The 18,351-nt window shown below is 60.8% G+C and carries 17 protein-coding genes; all 17 read left to right on the forward strand.

Annotation, left to right across the window (positions count from 1 at the left end; translation table 11 throughout):
* The first annotated feature begins 684 nt into the window (after positions 1-684).
* The 17 genes from ABOC32_RS06515 to ABOC32_RS06595 all read left to right on the forward strand — a co-directional run bounded on the left by ABOC32_RS06515 (position 685) and on the right by ABOC32_RS06595 (position 18,324).
* Positions 685-951 (forward strand): hypothetical protein, encoded by a 267-nt coding sequence (locus tag ABOC32_RS06515; protein WP_426810472.1) that lies wholly within the window; start codon positions 685-687, stop codon positions 949-951.
* On the forward strand, positions 941-1,705 hold the full coding sequence (locus ABOC32_RS06520; protein WP_426810473.1) for a DotI/IcmL family type IV secretion protein: 765 nt from the start codon (positions 941-943) through the stop codon (positions 1,703-1,705). The genes ABOC32_RS06515 and ABOC32_RS06520 overlap by 11 nt, the downstream gene beginning before the upstream one ends.
* 2 nt (positions 1,706-1,707) lie before the next feature.
* Positions 1,708-2,721, forward strand: a complete 1,014-nt coding sequence (locus tag ABOC32_RS06525) for a DotH/IcmK family type IV secretion protein (protein ID WP_426810474.1) — start codon at positions 1,708-1,710, stop codon at positions 2,719-2,721.
* Positions 2,718-4,148, forward strand: a complete 1,431-nt coding sequence (locus tag ABOC32_RS06530) for a DotG/IcmE/VirB10 family protein (RefSeq protein ID WP_426810475.1) — start codon at positions 2,718-2,720, stop codon at positions 4,146-4,148. Before ABOC32_RS06525 ends, ABOC32_RS06530 begins: the two co-directional genes overlap by 4 nt.
* 10 nt (positions 4,149-4,158) lie before the next feature.
* Complete coding sequence (locus ABOC32_RS06535) at positions 4,159-4,782, forward strand: hypothetical protein (protein ID WP_426810476.1); 624 nt, start codon at positions 4,159-4,161, stop codon at positions 4,780-4,782.
* Positions 4,783-4,797: 15 nt separating this feature from the next.
* The gene (locus tag ABOC32_RS06540; protein ID WP_019097480.1) at positions 4,798-5,382 is read left to right on the forward strand and encodes a hypothetical protein; all 585 of its coding nucleotides are present in this window, start codon (positions 4,798-4,800) and stop codon (positions 5,380-5,382) included.
* A gap of 37 nt (positions 5,383-5,419) precedes the next feature.
* Positions 5,420-5,800 carry a hypothetical protein gene (locus tag ABOC32_RS06545; RefSeq protein WP_043201388.1) on the forward strand — a complete coding sequence of 127 codons (381 nt, stop codon included), beginning with the start codon at positions 5,420-5,422 and terminating at the stop codon, positions 5,798-5,800.
* A 73-nt stretch (positions 5,801-5,873) separates the two neighbouring features.
* On the forward strand, positions 5,874-6,620 hold the full coding sequence (locus tag ABOC32_RS06550; RefSeq protein ID WP_426810477.1) for an HNH endonuclease: 747 nt from the start codon (positions 5,874-5,876) through the stop codon (positions 6,618-6,620).
* A 63-nt stretch (positions 6,621-6,683) separates the two neighbouring features.
* Positions 6,684-9,746, forward strand: a complete 3,063-nt coding sequence (locus tag ABOC32_RS06555; protein ID WP_426810478.1) for a type IV secretion protein DotO — start codon at positions 6,684-6,686, stop codon at positions 9,744-9,746.
* A gap of 11 nt (positions 9,747-9,757) precedes the next feature.
* Entirely contained in the window at positions 9,758-12,706 is a 2,949-nt protein-coding gene (locus ABOC32_RS06560; protein WP_426810479.1) for a TraM recognition domain-containing protein, read from the forward strand.
* Between the two features lie 118 nt (positions 12,707-12,824).
* A complete protein-coding gene (locus ABOC32_RS06565) occupies positions 12,825-13,442 on the forward strand; it encodes a hypothetical protein (RefSeq protein ID WP_426810480.1) in 618 nt (205 codons plus the stop codon).
* Between the two features lie 2 nt (positions 13,443-13,444).
* Positions 13,445-13,969: a transglycosylase SLT domain-containing protein gene (locus ABOC32_RS06570; RefSeq protein WP_426810481.1), complete on the forward strand. Its 525-nt coding sequence runs from the start codon at positions 13,445-13,447 to the stop codon at positions 13,967-13,969.
* A gap of 62 nt (positions 13,970-14,031) precedes the next feature.
* The gene (locus tag ABOC32_RS06575; protein ID WP_426810482.1) at positions 14,032-14,532 is read left to right on the forward strand and encodes a DotD/TraH family lipoprotein; all 501 of its coding nucleotides are present in this window, start codon (positions 14,032-14,034) and stop codon (positions 14,530-14,532) included.
* A 14-nt stretch (positions 14,533-14,546) separates the two neighbouring features.
* On the forward strand, positions 14,547-15,440 hold the full coding sequence (locus ABOC32_RS06580) for a type IV secretory system conjugative DNA transfer family protein (protein WP_426810483.1): 894 nt from the start codon (positions 14,547-14,549) through the stop codon (positions 15,438-15,440).
* On the forward strand, positions 15,437-16,636 hold the full coding sequence (locus tag ABOC32_RS06585; RefSeq protein ID WP_426810484.1) for an ATPase, T2SS/T4P/T4SS family: 1,200 nt from the start codon (positions 15,437-15,439) through the stop codon (positions 16,634-16,636). Before ABOC32_RS06580 ends, ABOC32_RS06585 begins: the two co-directional genes overlap by 4 nt.
* Before the next feature lie 124 nt (positions 16,637-16,760).
* The gene (locus ABOC32_RS06590) at positions 16,761-16,958 is read left to right on the forward strand and encodes a hypothetical protein (protein WP_426810485.1); all 198 of its coding nucleotides are present in this window, start codon (positions 16,761-16,763) and stop codon (positions 16,956-16,958) included.
* A 55-nt stretch (positions 16,959-17,013) separates the two neighbouring features.
* Entirely contained in the window at positions 17,014-18,324 is a 1,311-nt protein-coding gene (locus tag ABOC32_RS06595) for a type IV secretion protein (protein WP_426810486.1), read from the forward strand.
* Positions 18,325-18,351: the final 27 nt, after the last annotated feature.

Here is an 18,351-nt window from a genome sequence, read left to right on the forward strand (position 1 = left end):
TGTGTAGATGGTGGAAAATCACGTTTTTGCCATACCAGGGCATTACCCTAGGTGGAAGAAATCGTCCTTCAGCGTCGGGCGATTCGGCCAGCGATTACCGCAGCCGACTGCTCGCCAGGTGGCTTACAAAGGTCTTATACCCTTGTTTTACAAGGGTTTTAGAAATAATAGCGCTCAGATCATGGGCACTCATGGAGGAGGACCAAGCCAGAATTCAGGCTTGTCATGGAAGATGTGCTGCAAACCCCGCCATCCACTTTGCCGATCTTCCTGATCAGGTGCTGTAGGCCGCGTTTTACGTGGCCTACAAGGCTTTTAGCGCATTTTCCCGACCGCTGGCTTCAGCCCTTTTAAATGTCCGAATGGTCAGGTTTTGTCCATGAAAAATATCGCTGCACGGCTAATTTTTAAAGTTGGCCGGGCAGCAGCATTGGGCACACCGCCAAGGTGCAGACGCACCGCCTAATTCGCTGTTTTCCTCAGTAATATCAGGGCTATAGCCCTGATTTTGGCGTTGCCTGATTGGTCGACGCCTCGCCTTTGTTTTGGTTGTTCGGCGTCAAAAGCTTTTACATAGGTGTGCAAAAATGCGTCGCGGATTGCAGGTAATAATCCAATCTGTCAAAATTTCGCTGTTGCACATTTCTAAGTCTTGGATGAAAATGCTGCTTCATGGAGCGAGATATGGACGAACTGGGACAAGCCACAACGTCATGGGGCAGCGGTGCAGGCGAGGACGTGGATGTTCGCGCACTACGACGCTACAACCGGTTGCTGGGTGTTTTGCTGGATATCGGGGAGTGGGCCTGCATCGGCTTGCTGCCTTGTGTTGCGGTGGCCGCCATCTGGCTGGTGACACAAACGAATTTTGAAAACGTCGTGTTCTATGACGGAACCGACTCGATTTGCATTTACGACGGAACGACAGGGGAAATCCGCAATGTCGAGTAAGGAAACCCAACACGGAACCCCGGGTGGTGATGCGCCGGAGGCCCGGCGGGGCACCGATGAAGAAAAGCTGCTGGAGCTGGCACTGGACGAAACGCCCGGTGAGGCCGCAGCCACTATCAGGGAAGTCAAACGCCTGCAGCTGGAATGCCTCGATCTCAAGCGCCGTAACAAGCGCGTCTGGGGGCAACTGCTGGCTCTGACTTGCGTGTTCGGCGTAACCATCGCGGCGGTGGTGTTCTGGTACCCGAAGTACCGCTGGATTCCGACGACTGACAACCATGCCATCTGTGAAGTCTCCACCGAAAGCAACCCGCGCGTCACCCCGGCGACGCTGGCCGAGTACGCCAAGGATGCGGTGGTCAACTCGTACTCCTACGACTATGTGAACTACCGCTCCAACCTCAATGCCGCGGGTGCGCGCTGGTATACCGATGAAGGGCGCAAGGCCTTCCTGAAGACACTTGACGATTCCGGCAACCTCGAGCGTGTGCTCAAGGGGCGGATGATCCTGCGCGCCATGGCCACGCAGGTGGCCCAGGTCGAAGAAAGCGGTGTGCTGGCAAGCGGGCAGAGCTACTGGGTGGTACAGGTGCCGATTGCCATCGAATTCTATGTCGGCGGTGATCAGCAAGCACGCTCGCGCCAGGATTTCCTCGCAGCCGTCACCATCGTCCAGATCCCCGCTTCGGCCACCAACACCAAAGGCATCGCCGTCGATTCTGTTCAGCTGTCGCCGTACACCTCAAGGAAGTGACCATGAAGAAGCATCTGATCGCATCGTTGCTTGCGAGCGCTATCGCCATCCCGGCATTTGCCAACGAGGCGCAAGATGCGCCCGCCGCCGCGGGTGGCATGGGGCAGATTGGCGCGACGCAAGCTGGCGAAGCTCCGCCCCAGCCACCGATGAATGGCCTGGGCCGGCAAGTATCCAGTGTTGCTCAAGTGGTCTACCCGCGCCCGGAAGATGTCATCAGCGACACGGTACAGGACGTTCAGGATTCGCAACTGACGTCGTCGCAGGTAGAGCTGATCAAGCAGCTATGGCTGGAGCGTGAAAAGCAGAAAGCCACGGCCTACATAAGCCCGGCCAAACCCGTGACCCGCACGCTTGCACTGAACCTGGACCCGGGTGTGTCGCCCCCCATCGTTCGCCTGAGCAAGGGGCAGCAGTCGTCGATCGTGTTCTCCGACTATGCCGGGCAGCCATGGATGATCCAGAACGTGTCGGTCAACCGCGAACTGTTCAGCGACGGGCGCGAGCGAGGCGGTCAGAACGGTCAGAACGGCACTGGCGCACCGACCAACATCCTCACCCTGGACCCCGCCACGGCGGCGGCATACGGCAACGTCACCGTCACCCTGCGGGGTCTGGCCACGCCGATCATCCTCATCCTGGCCGCCGGCCAGGATGAAGTGGACATGCGTGTCGATGCCAAGGTGCCGGGGCGCAACCCGGATGCGACAGCGAGTGTGGCAATGCTCCGGATGCCGTCGATCGACGAGGCGCTGACCTACTTCCTGGACGGCGTGCCACCGAAAGAGGCCAATCGCCTGAAGGTGACCGGGCTGGAGGGCGTCGAGGCCTGGAGCTATGGCCCGAACATGTACGTGAAAGCCAAGGCTGATGCGCAATACCCGGCCTACACCAACGCTGCGCGAAGCACCACGGGTGTGGCGGTGTATCGCTACGCGGGCCTGCAGAACAGCGTCACGTTCACGACTGGCGGGCAAGCCGTAACCGTCTTCATCGAGCAAGGGAATCTGCAATGAGTGATAACAACATGCCGCCGAACGACTCGGGCTTCGATGAAGAGGACGAGCACCTGGTAGCCGACCGCGACGGGCCGACTGGCTCGCACGTGAAGAAGGCGCGCAAGTCCGATGAAATGCAGCGCAACCTGCGGGCGGTGTTCGGTTCCGGTGTCGGCAAGGTCTCGCTGATTGCTGCCGGGTTGGTCGTGTTGGCGCTGGGCGCCCTGGCCTACAACGGCATGTCATCGAAGGACGCGCCTGCAGGCAAGGCGTCCACGGTGGATGTGCCCAGAGCGCCGCAGCCTGAGGTATCGATCGACCCTATTTCCACCGCCGAAGCAGAGCGCCGTGCGCAGCGAAGCTCGCTGGAGGCCGAACAGGCTGCCGAGCGCGGGATGTCATATCAGCCTGGCTTCGATCCGAACATTGTGCAGTCCACCGGAAGGGATCTGGCCCGTGGCCAGAGCGCCCAGTTCAATGTGCCCGGGCAGCCGTACAATGACGGCAACCAGCGGCCACCCGAGATTTACGTCGGGGCCGGCCAGTCGCCTCGTGAGTCCGTTCAGGTTTCGCAGCAGTCTGGTGCGGCCAACGCCCAGTACCAGGAGCAGGAACGCAGGCGCCTGGAGGAGGAGCTGAAAAAGGCCGAGGAGCAGCGCGACCAATACGTCAGCGAGCTGAAAAGCGAAACGCTGAAGTCGATCAAGCAGCTGATGGGCGAGTCTGAAAGTGCCAAGGGGTTCGCCGAGAAAAGCAGCTTCAGCACCGTCAGCTACTACCCGACCGAGCGCGCTGGCAGCGGTGCGACTGGGCCCGCAGTGCGGGCTGCCAAGGAAGACAAGGACCCCAATGCCATCGAAGCCGTGGGTGACACCGACCGGGCGCTGCTGATCAAGACCGGTACCATCATGTACGCCACGCTGGATGCCGAGGTCAACACCGATGATGGTGGTGACGTGCTGGCGACCATTCGCGGCGGCAAGTGGAACGGCGCCAAGCTGATCGGCAAGATCGAGCAAGCGCCCGACAACATCCGCGTGAAGTTCACCATCCTTGCACCCCCGGTCAACGACCCTCGCCCGACCATGCGCATCAGCGCCGTGGCACTGCGCGAGGATGATGCCAAGCAAGGTATTGCCGAGACCAAGGACCATCACACCATGGAGCGCTATTTCGCCCTGGGTGCTGCCTCGCTGTTGTCCGGCTACGGGCGGGCTTACCAGCAGACAGCGGGTACCACGATCATCAGCCCGAGCGGCGTCGTGGCCCAGACCACTACCGAGCCTTCGACCAAGCAGGTGATCGGTTCGTCGGTCGGTGAAATGGGCACCGCGATCGCCGGGGAAGTGCGCCGCGGCTTCAACCGCCCGGCCACCTACGCAACACCCGCGAACAAGGGCTTTGGCCTGTTCTTCCTGCAAGACGTTCACGATCAATCTCGATAAGGAGTTCGACATGAAGAACTGGTCATTCGGAAAACTCATCGGCGTTTTTGCCGGCAGCTTCCTGGCGCTCATCGTGCTCGCCGTGGTCGTGATCAAGGCCACCTCGTCGCCATCGGCCAAGGCCAGGCGCATCTCGCAGGCCCAGGCCCAATCGGTGCAACAGCCCCGCATGGATGTGCTGAGCATCGAGCTGGCCAAGTCCCGGGAGCAGGCCCAGGCGGCGCTGCAGGCCCAGGAAAACAGCGAAAAACAGCTGAAGATCGTCCGTGAGGAGTCGCAGCGCAATACGCAGTTGCTGCTGAGCCAGATCAAAGCCCTGGATAGCAACCTGTCTGGCCTGCAGCAGCGCATGAAGTTCTACGAAGACAGCCGTCAGCGCGTGGAGGTGATCAAACCACCGCGCAGGGAGCCGGCACCTGCTGTTGCGCAAGGGTACGCCAAGCGTGCTCACCCGATCCCGCAATCCACTGGCTACAAGGTGCAGGCGGTGGTCGGTCACCGGGCCTGGGTGAAAAATGGCGACAGTGAAGACAGCGTCAAGGCCGGCGATCCGTTGCCGCCGGTGCAGCGCGAATTGAAAGTGCTTGCCGTCGATCGCGACAGCGGCATCGTGGTTACTTCACCCGCTCTTTAAAACAGGGACGTTGTCATGGCGGCCGGATTTGCCGATCTAGTAGATGTAATGGTCAATATCGGGAAGGTCATCCCGACGGCGATCATGATGTGCCAAGGGATTGCCGCGCTTATCGGCCTTTATCTGACCGGCGCTGCGTTGATCGAGATATGGGGGGTGACCCACGACAACGCGTTGAAATACGTGGCGGGGCGACAGCGATTTTCTGTCGGCTCTGCCTGTGTGCAATTGGTGATCGGCTCTATCTTGCTGGCGATCGGTACGCTGGAGTGGATGGGCATCATGTCGCGAACCCTGACCGGGGATTATGCCAACTCGCGCATGTTGTCCTATTCCTCGACCGGGACGACGTTGCAGGAACAGGCACAACTGGCAACTCTGGCCCTGCTGGGCATCATGCAAGTAGTCGGCCTGATCGCCATGGTGAAAGGTTGGTTGACGGTAAACGGTTACTACAACAATCAAACTCAAGCCGGCCTTGGTACTGCCAGCGGATGGATCATCGGCGGTGTCCTGGCGTGGAACTTCAAATGGTTCAGCGATGTACTCAACAACACAATCGGATTCAATCTGGTTGGCCTTTTCACGCCGTGGTCGTAACGGCTTTTCGAAACATGAAATTCAAGGAGCGTCACTAATGAAAGCACTCAAAACCCTGAAAGCTGCCTACGATTCGGCCAAGGTTCGTGCAACTACCGCTGCCATTGCTGCGCTGACTGCCCCGTCGGCATTTGCCATTACCAAGACTGACCTCACACAGGATACGTCCGGCGGCAAGACGGCCAGCGATGTCATGACCAACATCGATGACACCGCTCAGGGCGGTGCCACGCTGCTGATCTCGCTGGTGTCAATTGGTGGTTTCGTGGTCGTCGCCATCTCGCTGTACACCCTTTGGAAAGCCTCCAAGGATGAGCGTGAGAAGCCGATGTCGGCGATTGTCGGCCTGTTCATCGGCGGCCTGATGGCCGGTGTCGGTACCGTGATGTGGATCATGCGCAACACCATGATCGACTAAGGCTGTGCGCCGCTGAACCTATGGCGGGGCGCAATGCCCCGCACCACAAGAACAGTTTCGGGAATATTCGGACGTGAGCGAAACAAACGCTTCTGAACGCGGGGCAATCACTGTGCCCACGCTGTCGAGTGGCTATCTCAGTCGAACGGCCAACCAGCCGGTATTTGGCGTGCGGCGGCCACTGTGGCGCTCTGACGATGACCAACGCAAACTGTTCAGCGATGAAAACAGCAAACTTCGCACTTCGGTGTGGCAGCGCGACAATTACACCTGCCGCTTCTGCGGTTTCAAATCTGCCAAGTTTCAGGAACTTCATGCACTGGACGGCAATGCCGACAACTGCACCAAGGAAAACCTGATCACCGCGTGCAACCTGTGTCGTCAGGTTCATCATCTTGGCGCCTGCGCCATGAAGGACACCGGCTTTTTCGTCGCCGTGCAGGAACTGACGCAAACCGAGATCAATAACATTGCCCGCTGTATCTACGTCAATGAGTTGCTCGATGACGTGGCGGTCAATGAAAAGCTGGCCAGCCTGCTGGCGGCTTTCAAGTTTCGTGGTACTGACACGCTGAAAGAAATATTCGGTGGCGACGTGATCACCGTGCTTGGCGTGGCGGAAACCCTCGCCAGCCAGCAACTTGTCAGCGATGAAGAATTTAACAAGCGTGCTGAATGGCTGGCGCCGTTAAGGCTGTTTCCCACCAAAAGCGCGTTCAAAGATGGGCAACTTGAATATTACGCGGCCAATAACCGCGCGCTGTTCCTGCCCGATAACTGGTCGGCATTGACCGGCCAGTTAATGAAGAATTTTGCTTGATGCAGCCGCTCGGACAGCTGCTCAGTCTCGCCGTTGAGAGCGTTGGCAAGGGAGAACAAGGAAATGTTTAACAAACTCGAAGCGGTGATCCTGACGGTGCTGAGCCAGCTCAAGGCAGACGTACAGGACTATTGCGACCTGGAAACGGTCGATGGCGGGCAGTCCATCGTCGCCAACGACGGTTCACTGGCGTCCATCGTGCGCTTCAACGGCACCAAGAGCGTGCTGGGCCGCGAGCAGTTCGAACGCCTGGTGAGCCTGCTGGAAGCGTCGCTCTCGGTGTACTTCAAGGTACGCGGCCACCACTTGCAGATTGTGTTCAGTCGCGACCTGGATGCCACCGCACCGCTGGAGCAGAACGCCCAGCAGCAGGCGGCCACCGCCGAGCGGCTGAACCTGAACGTGCGCCACCTGATCAATGAGGGTGTCAGCAAATACGCTCAGTATGTGTACGACGAAGAATGCTACCTGGTGTTCTGGTCGCGGCCCGCGCTGCTGGACCAGACCGAGAGGTCGATGGCGCGCGAGGCGCTGAACGAGTTCAGGAAGGAATCGGACTGGCCGGCCACCGCCGAAGCGCAGAATCTGTTGCGGCCCATTTCCTACCTCAAGGACCGCCACCTTTCCTTTGTCACCAAGATTTCCGAAGACCTGACGTCCCCCGAGTTCGGTTGCTCGGTGGATGTGCTGGACGTCAGTGAAGCGATCCGCGCCATCCGCGCGAAGGTGAACCCCGACATCACGCCGCGTACCTGGAAGCCCTACATTCCGGGCAGCGCGATTCCCATGCGCTGGAAGACCAGCAAGCGCAGTGGCGATATGTCGGAATTCATGTACCCCACGCTGCCCAGCCAGATCATGGTCACTTCGGCTGAAATCGGCAGTGGCGAGCGCACCAGCCTGCTGCCGGACCCGACCAGCGTGCGGGTTGGCGCGCGGGTGTATGCGCCCTTGCTGATGTCGATTCCACCGGCAGAGCCGCAATACTTCAACACCCTGTTCAACAGCCTGAACCGCGCGGAAACCCAGGAAAACGGTGTGTCACGCGCCTTGCCGTATTCGGTGTCGATCATGCTGTCCTCCGATGGCATGAGCGTGCTTGCCTGGAAAAGCCTGTTCGCCCAGTTGCTCTCGGTAACCTCCGAGCAGAACCGCAACATCAACCTGGCCACCAAGGAGCTGCGCGAGCGGGTGCGTGACGGTGAGTGCATGGTCAAGCTGCAGGTGGCCGCCATGACCTGGGCCAGCCCTGACGAGAAGGGCGTGAAGGAGCTTGCGCTGCGCAAGTCGAAGCTCTGGCGTACGCTGGAGGCCTGGGGGCAGCCGGTGTTCATCGAGCGCACAGGCAACCCGATGCAGGCGTTCCAGTCCAACTGCCTGGCCCTGACCACCAAGCACCTGGGCGACCCTGCCGCCGCCCCGCTGGGCGATGCAGTGGCCATGCTACCGCTGACCCGGCCGGCTTCGCCGTTCCAGGAAGGTTCGACCATCTACCGCAGCCTGGACGGCAAGATCCTCAAGTACCAGCGTTTCTCGTCGCAGCAGACTACCTGGATCACCCTGATTGCAGGCAAGCCGGGCTCTGGCAAGTCGGTACTGATGAACAACAACCACTTCGAGTCCTGCCTGATGCCTGGCCTGACCGGGCTGCCTTACATCGGTATCACCGACATCGGCATTTCCTCGTCCGGCTTCTGTGACCTGGTGCGCGACAACCTGCCACCCCGGCTTCATCACCTGGTGGTGTACAAACGTTTGCAGAACGCCAGGAAAGACTGCATCAACCCGCTGGACACCCCGTTGGGCCAGCGTTACCCGCTGCCGAAGGACCGTGAGTTCAACAAGAACTTCCTGACCATTCTGGTGACGCCGCCCGAGCGCGAAAAGCCCTATGAAGGGATGAGCAACTTCGTCGGCCGCATGGTCGACCTGGCCTACCGGCGCAAGGACGACAAGATCGAGCGGGCCAGCCCGGAAACCTACAAGCCGGGGCATAACGATGTCGTCGACACTGCCGTGGCGCAGCTTGGCTTTCGCATTCTTCCGGCGACCACCTACTGGGAGTTGGTCGACGCGATGTTCGACGCCGGCATGGTGTACGAGGCAGAGGTGACCCAGCGCTTCGCGGTGCCAACCCTCAATGACCTGGTGGCAGTGGCGTCGACCGAGGAGGTGCGTGCCGAATACGAGGGGTCCGGCGAGGTCGGGCGTAGCCTGGTCGATGCCTTCATCCTGGGTATTCGGGAGGCGGTTGGCGACTTCCCGGTGTTCTCCGATCACACCCGCTTCGACGTGGGCAGTGCCCGCATCGTCGCCCTCGACCTGCAGGACGTGGCGCTGCAGGGCTCAGCTTCGGCCAAGAAGCAGACCGCCTTGATGTACATGATCGCCCGTCAGTGCTTCATGAAGAAGGTGGCTTTCTCGAAGGAGGATTTCCCGTTCTTCACCGAGAAGTACCTGCCGTTCTACGAGCGCCTGGTGGCGGACCTGGTGGATGAATACAAGGTCATGTGCATGGACGAATTCCACAAGACCGGTGGCCATGTGGGCTTGCAGGAACAGATGCAGACCGATGGCCGTGAGGCCCGTAAGTGGAACATGGAGATCATTCTGGCTTCGCAGTTGATGGAAGACTTCGGCCAGTTGACCAAGATCGCCACGGCCACTTTCATCCTCGACTCGGGCACCAAGGAAACCCGCGACTGGCTGCGCAAGAACATCGGCCTGTCCGACACCGAAGAGCATGCCCTGGTCAACTTCGTGCACGGGGCCAACAAGCATGGCTGTACCTTCCTGGCGCGCTTCGAAACCAAGAACGCCACCTACAGCCAGCTGTTCACCATGTCTGCCGGGCCGATGCGCCTGTGGGCACTGACCACCACGGCCGAGGACCGCAAGCTGCGCACCATGCTCTACGAGCACATGCCGCGCCCGGACGCGCTCGCGTTGCTGGCCCGCCGCTTCCCGTCGGGTGGCTGCAAGGACATGGTGGAGCGCCTCAAGCGCGAGACATTCAAGGATGTCGAGTTCGTCGATGACGACATGGAACAGTCCGTGATTGCGCGCATCGCCAAGGATCTGGTCGCTGACTACATCAGCGCCAGTGCATACGAAGACGTAGTGTAAGGGAGTGACAGATGGCTCAGTACAAGGGCGCATCCCGTCAGCATGAAGTCAGCACCAGCCGGCGGCGCAAAGACACGCGCCTGGCCGGGCAGCGCTTCAGTGATTTTTTCCAGTCTGCTGACGGCGCAGTATTCGGCACGTTCGCGCTGCCGGTCCTGGCGCTGATTTTGATCAAGGTGCCCTTTTCGGGTGAGCTGCTGTTGCTGCTGGCCTGGGCGTTCAAGCGCAAGTTCGTCGATGTTGAAAACCGTGCCTTCGATTTCCCTTACCGGGTACCCAAGCTGGCGGACGTCAATGACGGCTCGTACAAGGGCAGGAAGAAAGGCGAGGGCGTGACGCTTTTCGGCAATGACCTGGAGAGCAAAGAGCAGATCTACGCCGGCGACAGTGACCTGCGCACCCACCAGCTGGTGCTGGGCACCACTGGCTCCGGTAAGCCGCAGCCCAAGCATGCCAAGGTGCTGACGCCAGGCGGCTGGGTGGAAATGGGCCGCATCCGGGTCGGCGACAGCGTGTGCACACCCGATGGCAAGCAGGCTGCGGTGCTGCGGGTGATCGAGCAGGGTATCCAGCCGATCTGGACCGTGGCCACACGTGACGGGCGCCGGGCGCAAGCCACGGGCGACCACCTGTGGCGGGTGCTTACCCGCGGGCACGATGGCAGCGAAGAGGCCCACACCGTGACCACCGACGCCATCCGCGAGTTGATGGCGCGCGGCATGGTGGTGATGCTGCCGAAAGTGCGCAAGAAGCGCGGCTCGGCCAAGTTCAACGGGTGGGCCGAGGTGTGGAAAGTGACTGCTGCCGGCCAGGCGCCTTGCCAGTGCATCGAGATCGATCACCCGCACCACCTGTACATCACCGACGACAGCCTGGTTACCCACAACACCGAGCTGTTGCTCGGCATCGTGTTCAACGCCCTGGTGCAGAACACCGGCTTCATCTACGTAGACGGCAAGGGCGACCCCAAGCTGCAGAAGGAGATCTTCCGCCTGTCGCGCTACCTGGGGCGCGAAGATGACCTGCTGATCATCAACTTCATCACGTCCGGCCGCGACTTCGTCGAGAAGCAGGTCGACAAGGTGACCAACAACATGAACATGATGGGGAACACCTCATCGGGCATGTTGATCGAGCTGATCGTGTCGCTGATGGATGATTCGGGCGGTGGCGGGGACATGTGGAAGGGCCGGGCGATCATGTTCGTGGCAGCGCTGACGCGGCCGCTGACCTACCTGCGTGACAAGGGCCACATCAACTTGTCGCCCGAGAAGTACCTGGAGTACTTCGAGCTGAACGTGATCGAAGACCTGGTGTGGGAGCACGGCGGCAAATACGGCGAGATGTTCGACGTGATCGTGGCTCCGCTGCGTTCGTACCTGCTGACGCTGCCGGGTTACCAGAAGGCCAAGTTCAAGCAGCAGGAAACCAAGACCCTGGAGCAGCATGGCTACATCGTCATGCAGCTGGGGCGGATCTTTAACGACCTGACCTTCAACTACGGGCACATCTTCAAGACCCGCGTCGGTGACGTGGACTTCTACGATGTGGTGATCAACCGCCGCTTGCTGGTGGTGCTGCTGCCAGCGCTGGAGCGCGCCCCGGACAGCATGCGCATGCTCGGCAAGATGATCGTCGGCAGCATCAAGCAGATGATGGCCGGTTGCCTGGGCAACCGGGTGGAAGGGGTGGTGCGCGAAATCATCGACAGCCGGCCAACTGGCTCGAAGTTCCCGTTCTATACCATCCTCGACGAATACGGCTATTACGCCGTGGTCGGCTTCGCCGTGGCCCCGGCCCAGGCGCGTAGCCTGGGGTTCAGCGTTACCTTCGCCGCGCAGGACTTCTCCTCGCTGAAGAAATCCAGCGCCGAAGAGGCGGATGCCACTTGGGAAAACACCAATATTCGCGCCGTCGGCCGCCTGACATCGGGCACCGAATCGGAAACCTGGCGGCGTGTGCAGGGTGCGGCGGCCGAGTCATCGCAGGCCATGCTGGGCAACTTCGAACGTACCGCAGGTAACGAAAAGCTCCGGCAGTCGGACAACATCGCCATCGAACAGCGCAGCCGGCTGAACTACGACGACGTTGCCATGCAGGAAAACGGCGAGTTCACCTTCCTGGTCGGCAAGAAATCGCAGAATGGCAAAACCGGCGGGGTGGCCCTTATCCGCGGCATGGGCTTCTACACGGCCGGCCCGGCACCGAAAGAAATGCGCATCAATGATTTCATCCCGGTCGAGCCGCCCGAGCCGTCGGACCTGCCGCAAAACCGGCAGTCGCGTCAGGCATTTGTCGACAGCCTGAAAGATGGCTCGTTCGCCAAGCGGGTGCGGGCGGTGGTGAAGGGTGATCCGACCTTTGCCCGCATGCACAGTGCGTTTGAACACAATTATGCAGACCCGGACCGGCCGTTGCTGGGCCGGTTGGACACCTCCTTTGGCGTGCTAGGGGCGTATTTGTCCGGCGGCCTGAAGAAGCCGGCTCCAGTCGCGCCGCTGGCAGCAAACCCGGTGCCGCAGGCCCCTGCCGAGGTGCCAGTTGCGCCAGCGGTTACAGCCCCGGTGCCCGCGCCTCAGATTGACCCCATGAGCCCGGAGGCGATCCAGGCAAGCATCCTGGCCGTTGCGGACCTTTTGGCAGCCACGCCCGCGACCCCCGCCACTGCGCCGGTGGACGAGCAGGCACTGGACGATGAATGGGCGCGTGAGCTGGCCATGGTCGTGCCGCAGCAGATGCTCGACATGCAAGTGATGGCCAGCGGCGAAGGCTTTGCATCGCTGTCGGACAAGTGGGCCGCACAAGAGCGGATCGAGCAGACCTGTGCAGAGATTGCCCGGCAAACAGACTACCGCGTAACCCCGGAGCCCGCCGCTCAGGATGTGGCCGGCATGCGAGAGCGGCTCAGTAACCTGCAGGCCCAGTGCCGCTTGATGATGAAGGAACAGCCGGGCGAGTAGGCCGCGGGCGCTAGAGCCGTTGGTCGGCGTGCGATTCTATTTGATGTCATAAATTGACGACGATAGATATCTGACAGATAATCAGAAACAAGAATTTTTGCATGCTAGGGTGAGGCGGATGGGGTTGTTCAGTTCAGGGAAGAAAGCTGCGAGATTTGCGTTCATCACCATGCCGATGGCGGCACTGGGCGTGAATCAGCTGCGCATGGGCAACCAGCACATCAAGGCACTCTGGCGTTCCAACTTCAGTCCTGCTTGCCCCGAGTGTGAGCGGGGGGTGCTGCTCAAGGCAGAAGGTGACCACCAGGAGTTCGAGCAGGGGCCGAAAGGGAAGATGCGGGTGCTGCACAGCTGGGGTTGCAACAACTGCGACTTCGCCTTGCTTGAAGAAGATGACGTCAAGAAGGTCAAGGAGCATGCCGCGCGCTACCGCAACGAGCGAGTCAAGGCGCAGCTGACCACCATCGAACGTGGCGAGATCGACCGTATTGCCCGTAGCCACCGCTTGCACTCCAGGGCGTTCTTCATTGCCAGCGCTATTGCGATTGCCGGGTTCGTCTACATGCTGGCGACCGGCGCGGGCATCCTGGTCGCCCTCAACTGGTTGTCGATCGGCTTCGCGCTCTGGGTATTCGGCATGAAGAAGTCCTATCGCAGCTGGCAGGTGTCGACTGGGCAGCTGTTTGTCGAAGGCGCGTTCTGGTTCTGGTTCCAGCATCAGAAATGGATCATCTGAGCATGACGCGCAAACGGCCTCAGTGGCTGTCCATCGCCCTGATGTGCTGTGCCATGCAGGCAATGGCCGATGACTTCTATGCCGTGCGCCCTGCGGATATCGACTGCGTCGTGCAGGCCGCACAGCGCCAGGGTGTGCCGGCCAACGTGCTGCTGGCCATTTCCAGCAAGGAGAGCGGCAAGAACGGCCAAAGCGTGTCGAACCGCAACGGCACCTTCGACCTTGGGCACTTCCAGATCAATACCACTCACTGGGGGCCAAAAGGCGTATTCGCCTCGTACCCGGCCATTACCAAATCCGATGTCGCCTGGCGCGGTTGCTACAACGCCGAGCTGGCGGCCTGGCTGTTGCGCCAGAAGCTTGCCGAGAACAATGGGCAGGACTTCTGGACCCGTGCTGCCAACTACCACTCCCGCACCCGCAAATTCAATGACATCTACAAGAAAGACCTGATCCCGCTCGCGGTGAAATGGGGCAAATACCTTGAACGGCAGCGCCATGACCGGCTGGTGGTCAGCTACCAGTAACAGGCCGCCGCAGGCTGCCCCTGCGCAGGGTCGATCAGAATGACAACTTCAGGAGTTTTTACATGAAAGGAATGCTCATGGGTGCACGCTGCTGCAAGGCTGGGGGCGTGCTGCTGGCATTGGTTGCGCTGGGCGGGTGCGCCAGCTCTGCCAAGCCGACCACCGACGACACCGAGGCGTTTGCCAGTCGGATCATCGCCGACAAGGTGTCGGTGGCGGTCAACTCGCAGCACACCTACGTATCGCGGTTGAACGCTGACCGGGTGAAAGCCGCTTCCCGCCAGGCTGCGGTCGACACCGACCAGGTGGATATCGATTTCATCGGCAAGCCCCAGGAGCTGCTGCAGACCTTCGCCAGCCGCTACGGCTATGCCTACGTCGAGAGCGGCAAGCGTGTGGACCTCAAGCCCATCAACGTGTGGGTACGCAAGGCCACCCCGATCAACGTCCTCAAGGATGTGGGCGCGCAGATCGACACCGGTGCCGATGTGGTGCTCGACAAGAGCACCAATACCCTGCGCCTGATCTACAAACCGGTACCGTTGGCGCTGGGGAGGGGCTGAACATGGCGATGGACATGCCTCCGATGACCCTTGAGGACGCCGAGCGCCTCTATGACAAGCCTGCCTACGTTCAGCAGCAGGGCGACAGCGGTGACGCGAAGTCGGCTGTCGAGGCCATGCGCGATGAGAAGAACCAGGCCTCGGCAGCCCGTGGCGAAGCCATTCTCGATGCCGCGCTGCAGGTCGGTGTAAAGGCTGGCCTGGCCTGGCAGCTCACCAACATCAACAAGGCACTGAAGGTACGCGAGCGCGAGTTCGATACGGTCTATGACTTCAGCAGCCTGATGATTCAGGACCGGGTGGTGCCGCCGGTGATCACCGAAGCGCGCCACCTGTACAACCAGGACGGCGACTACACGCTGCGTCTTTCAGGGGCCGCCTACAAGATCGAATCGCAGGCGCGTTTTTCATCCGTGCCGCCCAGCTGGCGCGAATACCTGAGTTTCCCGCTGCCCACCTTCGACCGCACCTCGCTGGTTTCGGCACTGGTGCCGCGTTCCGACGAGGAAGAGCGGGTGTGGAAACTGGCCGTACGTGAGGGCTGGCAACAAGGGGTCGAGCAGGCCAACCTGATGCTGACCTACGGCTTCGACCGGATGAACCGCGATATCGATGGCATGCGCCGTTTCAGTGAGTTTGCCCGCCACGGCCAGGTCACCATGCCGATCATTTCGGGTGCGGCGATCCCTGTTACCCGGGAAGGGCGGTCGATGGCGGTGGACGAAACCCTGCTGCGCATCACCGCCTTGCCCGAATTCAACGACAACATGAACGTGTGGCGCAGTTCGATCGCCACCTCGACCATTGCCAACCCGCCACACCGTGCGCCGGTAACCCGTGCTGGCAGCCCGGCGCCATCGCCGGCTGCGGCCGGACAGCCCGCGGGCGCCGAAGGCGGGCGGGAATGAAGCAGGACTTCCACGACGACGTGATGATGCTGGAGCCGGGTGCGATGATCGAGCGCCTGGAGCGCCTGACCAGTTACGAAGACCCGTTTCGCTTCGACCGCGCCGACCAGTTCAAGGCGATGATGCTGGAAACCCTGACCCATGGCGTCAGCGATATCTTCATCCAGCCCGCATTGCCGGTGGTGGTGAAGAAGTACGGGCGGTTGTATGCGGTCACCCGCCGTACGCTCGATGTCGGGGAAGTCAACGAACTGTTGAAGATGGCGGCCAACCGGGATACCGCCACCACCGATATCGTCTCGGGCACGGCGGTCAACGAGCGCTACGAGTTGTTCGACCCGCAGCGCAAGGATGCCCGCGGTGCGCGCCTGCGTTATGCCTACCGGGTAAACGCCTCACCCATCGCCTGCCATGGCGATACGTCCTGCCAGATTGTCATCCGGGCCATTCCCGATGACCCGCCCCGTATCCAGGACGTCGGCCTGAGCGAGGACATTGTCAGGATGGCCACGCCGCGTGACGGCATCGTCTATGTGGCCGGGGCCACGGGCCATGGCAAGACCACCACGTTTGCCGCCATCAACCGTTTCATCCTGGAGCACGACACGCCGATCAAGGGCAACCTGATCAGCCATGAAGAACCGATCGAGTTCACCTATGACAAGGTCCAGAGCAAGCATTCGATCTTCGTGCAGTCGCAGATTCCCACGCACTTCAAGGATTTCTACCGGGCAAACCGTGAGGCCATGCGGCGAGCACCTGGCCTGTGCGTGATTGGTGAGTTGCGCGACCAGGAAACCATTCGCGCGGCGGTGGAGCTGTCGCTGACCGGGCACCCGGTGTTCGGCACGGTGCACGCCAAGGATGTCGCGGCGATCATGCGCCGGATGATTTCCCGCTTTCCCGAGCAGGAGCGTGCCACCGCCATCTACGACCTCGTCGATACCAGCCGTTTCATGATGGCGCAGAAACTGGTGCCTACGGTGGATGGCAAGCGTACCGCCGCGCGATCGTGGCTGAGGTTTACCGAGCAGGTGCGCGACACCTTGATGGACCTGACCGATATGGGCCGGGTAACCCAGCGGGTTGCCGAGTTCGTGCGTGAAGAAGGGCATACCTTTGCTGCCGAGGCAGATCGCCTGCTGGCCGCGGGCCTGATCAGCGAGGCGACTGCCCGTGATCTGCGCCACGGCTGAGGCGCAGGCTGCCCGCTAATGCTGACTGCAACGAGTTTACGGAGAAGTTATGGCAACAGGACGGTATCACTGGAGCAGATGCGCTCCCCCCGCACGTTTTTTCGTTATCAACGCAAGCGCCGCCTTGCCTTGGTTGATGTTGCTGCTGGTGCCGGCGCTGTGGAAGTTTCTGCTGCCGCTGGCGCTGTGCATGACGTTGGCCCTGGTCTACATCGAGGTGGTGAAGAAAATGACCGTGCGGGCGGTTTGCCGCCGAGCCGCAGTGTTCATGGTGGGGCGAGTGCGTACCACGCACAATTTGCTCAAGGAACTGGCCAGGTAGTGGGCTGGGCAGGCATGACCGGCAGAATCTTCGTGGCGGCCAAAGGAGGCGTTGAATGAAGCAACAGGGAGGTGGGCAGAAGAGCTTTACGTGGGATGACCCCGCCATTCTGCTCGGGATCATGGCGGTGCTTTACCTTGGGGGGTGGGGTGCCTGGTACTTCGCTCATGACAAGATTGCCAAGGCGTACACCTACATTCGCTACGTCGAGTTGTGGTTGCCGAGTGCGCTGGGTGACTTTGCCGCGCTGCCGGGTATCGCCTCGATCAATCAGTGGGTTGGGCGCATGTGTGCGCCAGAAGGCATTATCGGTGCCTGTCAGCGAGATTTCTCGAGCGTGGCGTGGGGTGAAATCACTTCGTCGTCGCTGTTCGTGAACGGTTTTTTCCTGCTGCTGATGGTGATTCTGTCGGTGCGCATGTTCCTGCGTATCAACAAGACCCACCCCAAGCTCAGGTTCACCAAAACGCACACTATCAAAAGCTTTGTGCAAGAGAACAAGGCGCAGTACCCCCACCTGCGCATGTTCGCCGAACTCGACCTGATCGCCCAGCCGCTGGACCACCCGGTGTTCGGCATGTCGCAGACCTCCCGCCAGTTTGCCTACCGGCATTTGCTGATCAGTGGTTGGCAGGAGCAATCGGATCGCAGCTGGGCGCCAACCCTGGACCGCGAGAAAACCACCGAGGTGATGCGTCGCCAACTGGGCCAGCACTGGACCCGGGTTGCCAACCTGACGCCGGCAGAAACCCTGCTGGTAGCGATAGCTCTGCCGCGTGTGGTCGCCACCGATACGTCGCTGGATGACAATGCGTTCAAGGCTGCAATGGCCGACAGCGACTACATGGTTGCGTGGTGCTGGGACCAGTTCAAGGCACCTGACGGCAAAGCCGCGCAGCAGGGCGAACCTTATGCCTGGCTGAAGCCTGAAGTGCCGCTGGAAGTACCTCGGGCAATCATCCAGAAGTACATCAAGCACCCTAATGCGAGTGCGATCCTGCACGCGCACGCATTTGTGCGCACCATCATCTTTGCCATGTACTTTCAAGCCCGCCGCCTGGGTGTGCTGCCGCCCGCAGAAATGCGCTGGCTGCGTTTCTTCGACCGTGACATGTGGTATGCCCTGCAGACGATCGGGCGCCAGGCGGGGTTCCCGGAAGCGCCGGGCATCCTGTCGCATTTCCTGTACGAGTGCAAAGCGGGTGTATCGCTGGCGGAGCCGCAACTGGACAAAGCGGTCAACGGTCTGGAGCTGGCGATGTCTGCGTACAAGTATTCCGAGGCCGACAAGAAGCGCTATGAGGCCATGCAGCAGGACGGGTATGCCGTGGTACAGGGCGACACGCCGGATGACGGTGCGCCCTGAAGCACCAGCCTTGACGGTTTGGATAGA

Source organism: Pseudomonas sp. WOUb67, assembly GCF_050058005.1.
GTDB lineage: Bacteria > Pseudomonadota > Gammaproteobacteria > Pseudomonadales > Pseudomonadaceae > Aquipseudomonas > Aquipseudomonas putida_R.

Bases quoted from the DNA above. Each gene is read 5' to 3' on its own strand.
- ABOC32_RS06565 (WP_426810480.1), top strand. From the start codon at position 12,825: ATGGGGTTGTTCAGTTCAGGGAAGAAAGCTGCGAGATTTGCGTTCATC.
- ABOC32_RS06520 (WP_426810473.1), top strand. From the start codon at position 941: ATGTCGAGTAAGGAAACCCAACACGGAACCCCGGGTGGTGATGCGCCG.
- ABOC32_RS06580 (WP_426810483.1), top strand. From the start codon at position 14,547: ATGCCTCCGATGACCCTTGAGGACGCCGAGCGCCTCTATGACAAGCCT.
- ABOC32_RS06540 (WP_019097480.1), top strand. From the start codon at position 4,798: ATGGCGGCCGGATTTGCCGATCTAGTAGATGTAATGGTCAATATCGGG.
- ABOC32_RS06570 (WP_426810481.1), top strand. From the start codon at position 13,445: ATGACGCGCAAACGGCCTCAGTGGCTGTCCATCGCCCTGATGTGCTGT.
- ABOC32_RS06535 (WP_426810476.1), top strand. From the start codon at position 4,159: ATGAAGAACTGGTCATTCGGAAAACTCATCGGCGTTTTTGCCGGCAGC.
- ABOC32_RS06585 (WP_426810484.1), top strand. From the start codon at position 15,437: ATGAAGCAGGACTTCCACGACGACGTGATGATGCTGGAGCCGGGTGCG.
- ABOC32_RS06595 (WP_426810486.1), top strand. From the start codon at position 17,014: ATGAAGCAACAGGGAGGTGGGCAGAAGAGCTTTACGTGGGATGACCCC.
- ABOC32_RS06515 (WP_426810472.1), top strand. From the start codon at position 685: ATGGACGAACTGGGACAAGCCACAACGTCATGGGGCAGCGGTGCAGGC.
- ABOC32_RS06530 (WP_426810475.1), top strand. From the start codon at position 2,718: ATGAGTGATAACAACATGCCGCCGAACGACTCGGGCTTCGATGAAGAG.
- ABOC32_RS06545 (WP_043201388.1), top strand. From the start codon at position 5,420: ATGAAAGCACTCAAAACCCTGAAAGCTGCCTACGATTCGGCCAAGGTT.
- ABOC32_RS06560 (WP_426810479.1), top strand. From the start codon at position 9,758: ATGGCTCAGTACAAGGGCGCATCCCGTCAGCATGAAGTCAGCACCAGC.
- ABOC32_RS06525 (WP_426810474.1), top strand. From the start codon at position 1,708: ATGAAGAAGCATCTGATCGCATCGTTGCTTGCGAGCGCTATCGCCATC.
- ABOC32_RS06575 (WP_426810482.1), top strand. From the start codon at position 14,032: ATGAAAGGAATGCTCATGGGTGCACGCTGCTGCAAGGCTGGGGGCGTG.
- ABOC32_RS06555 (WP_426810478.1), top strand. From the start codon at position 6,684: ATGTTTAACAAACTCGAAGCGGTGATCCTGACGGTGCTGAGCCAGCTC.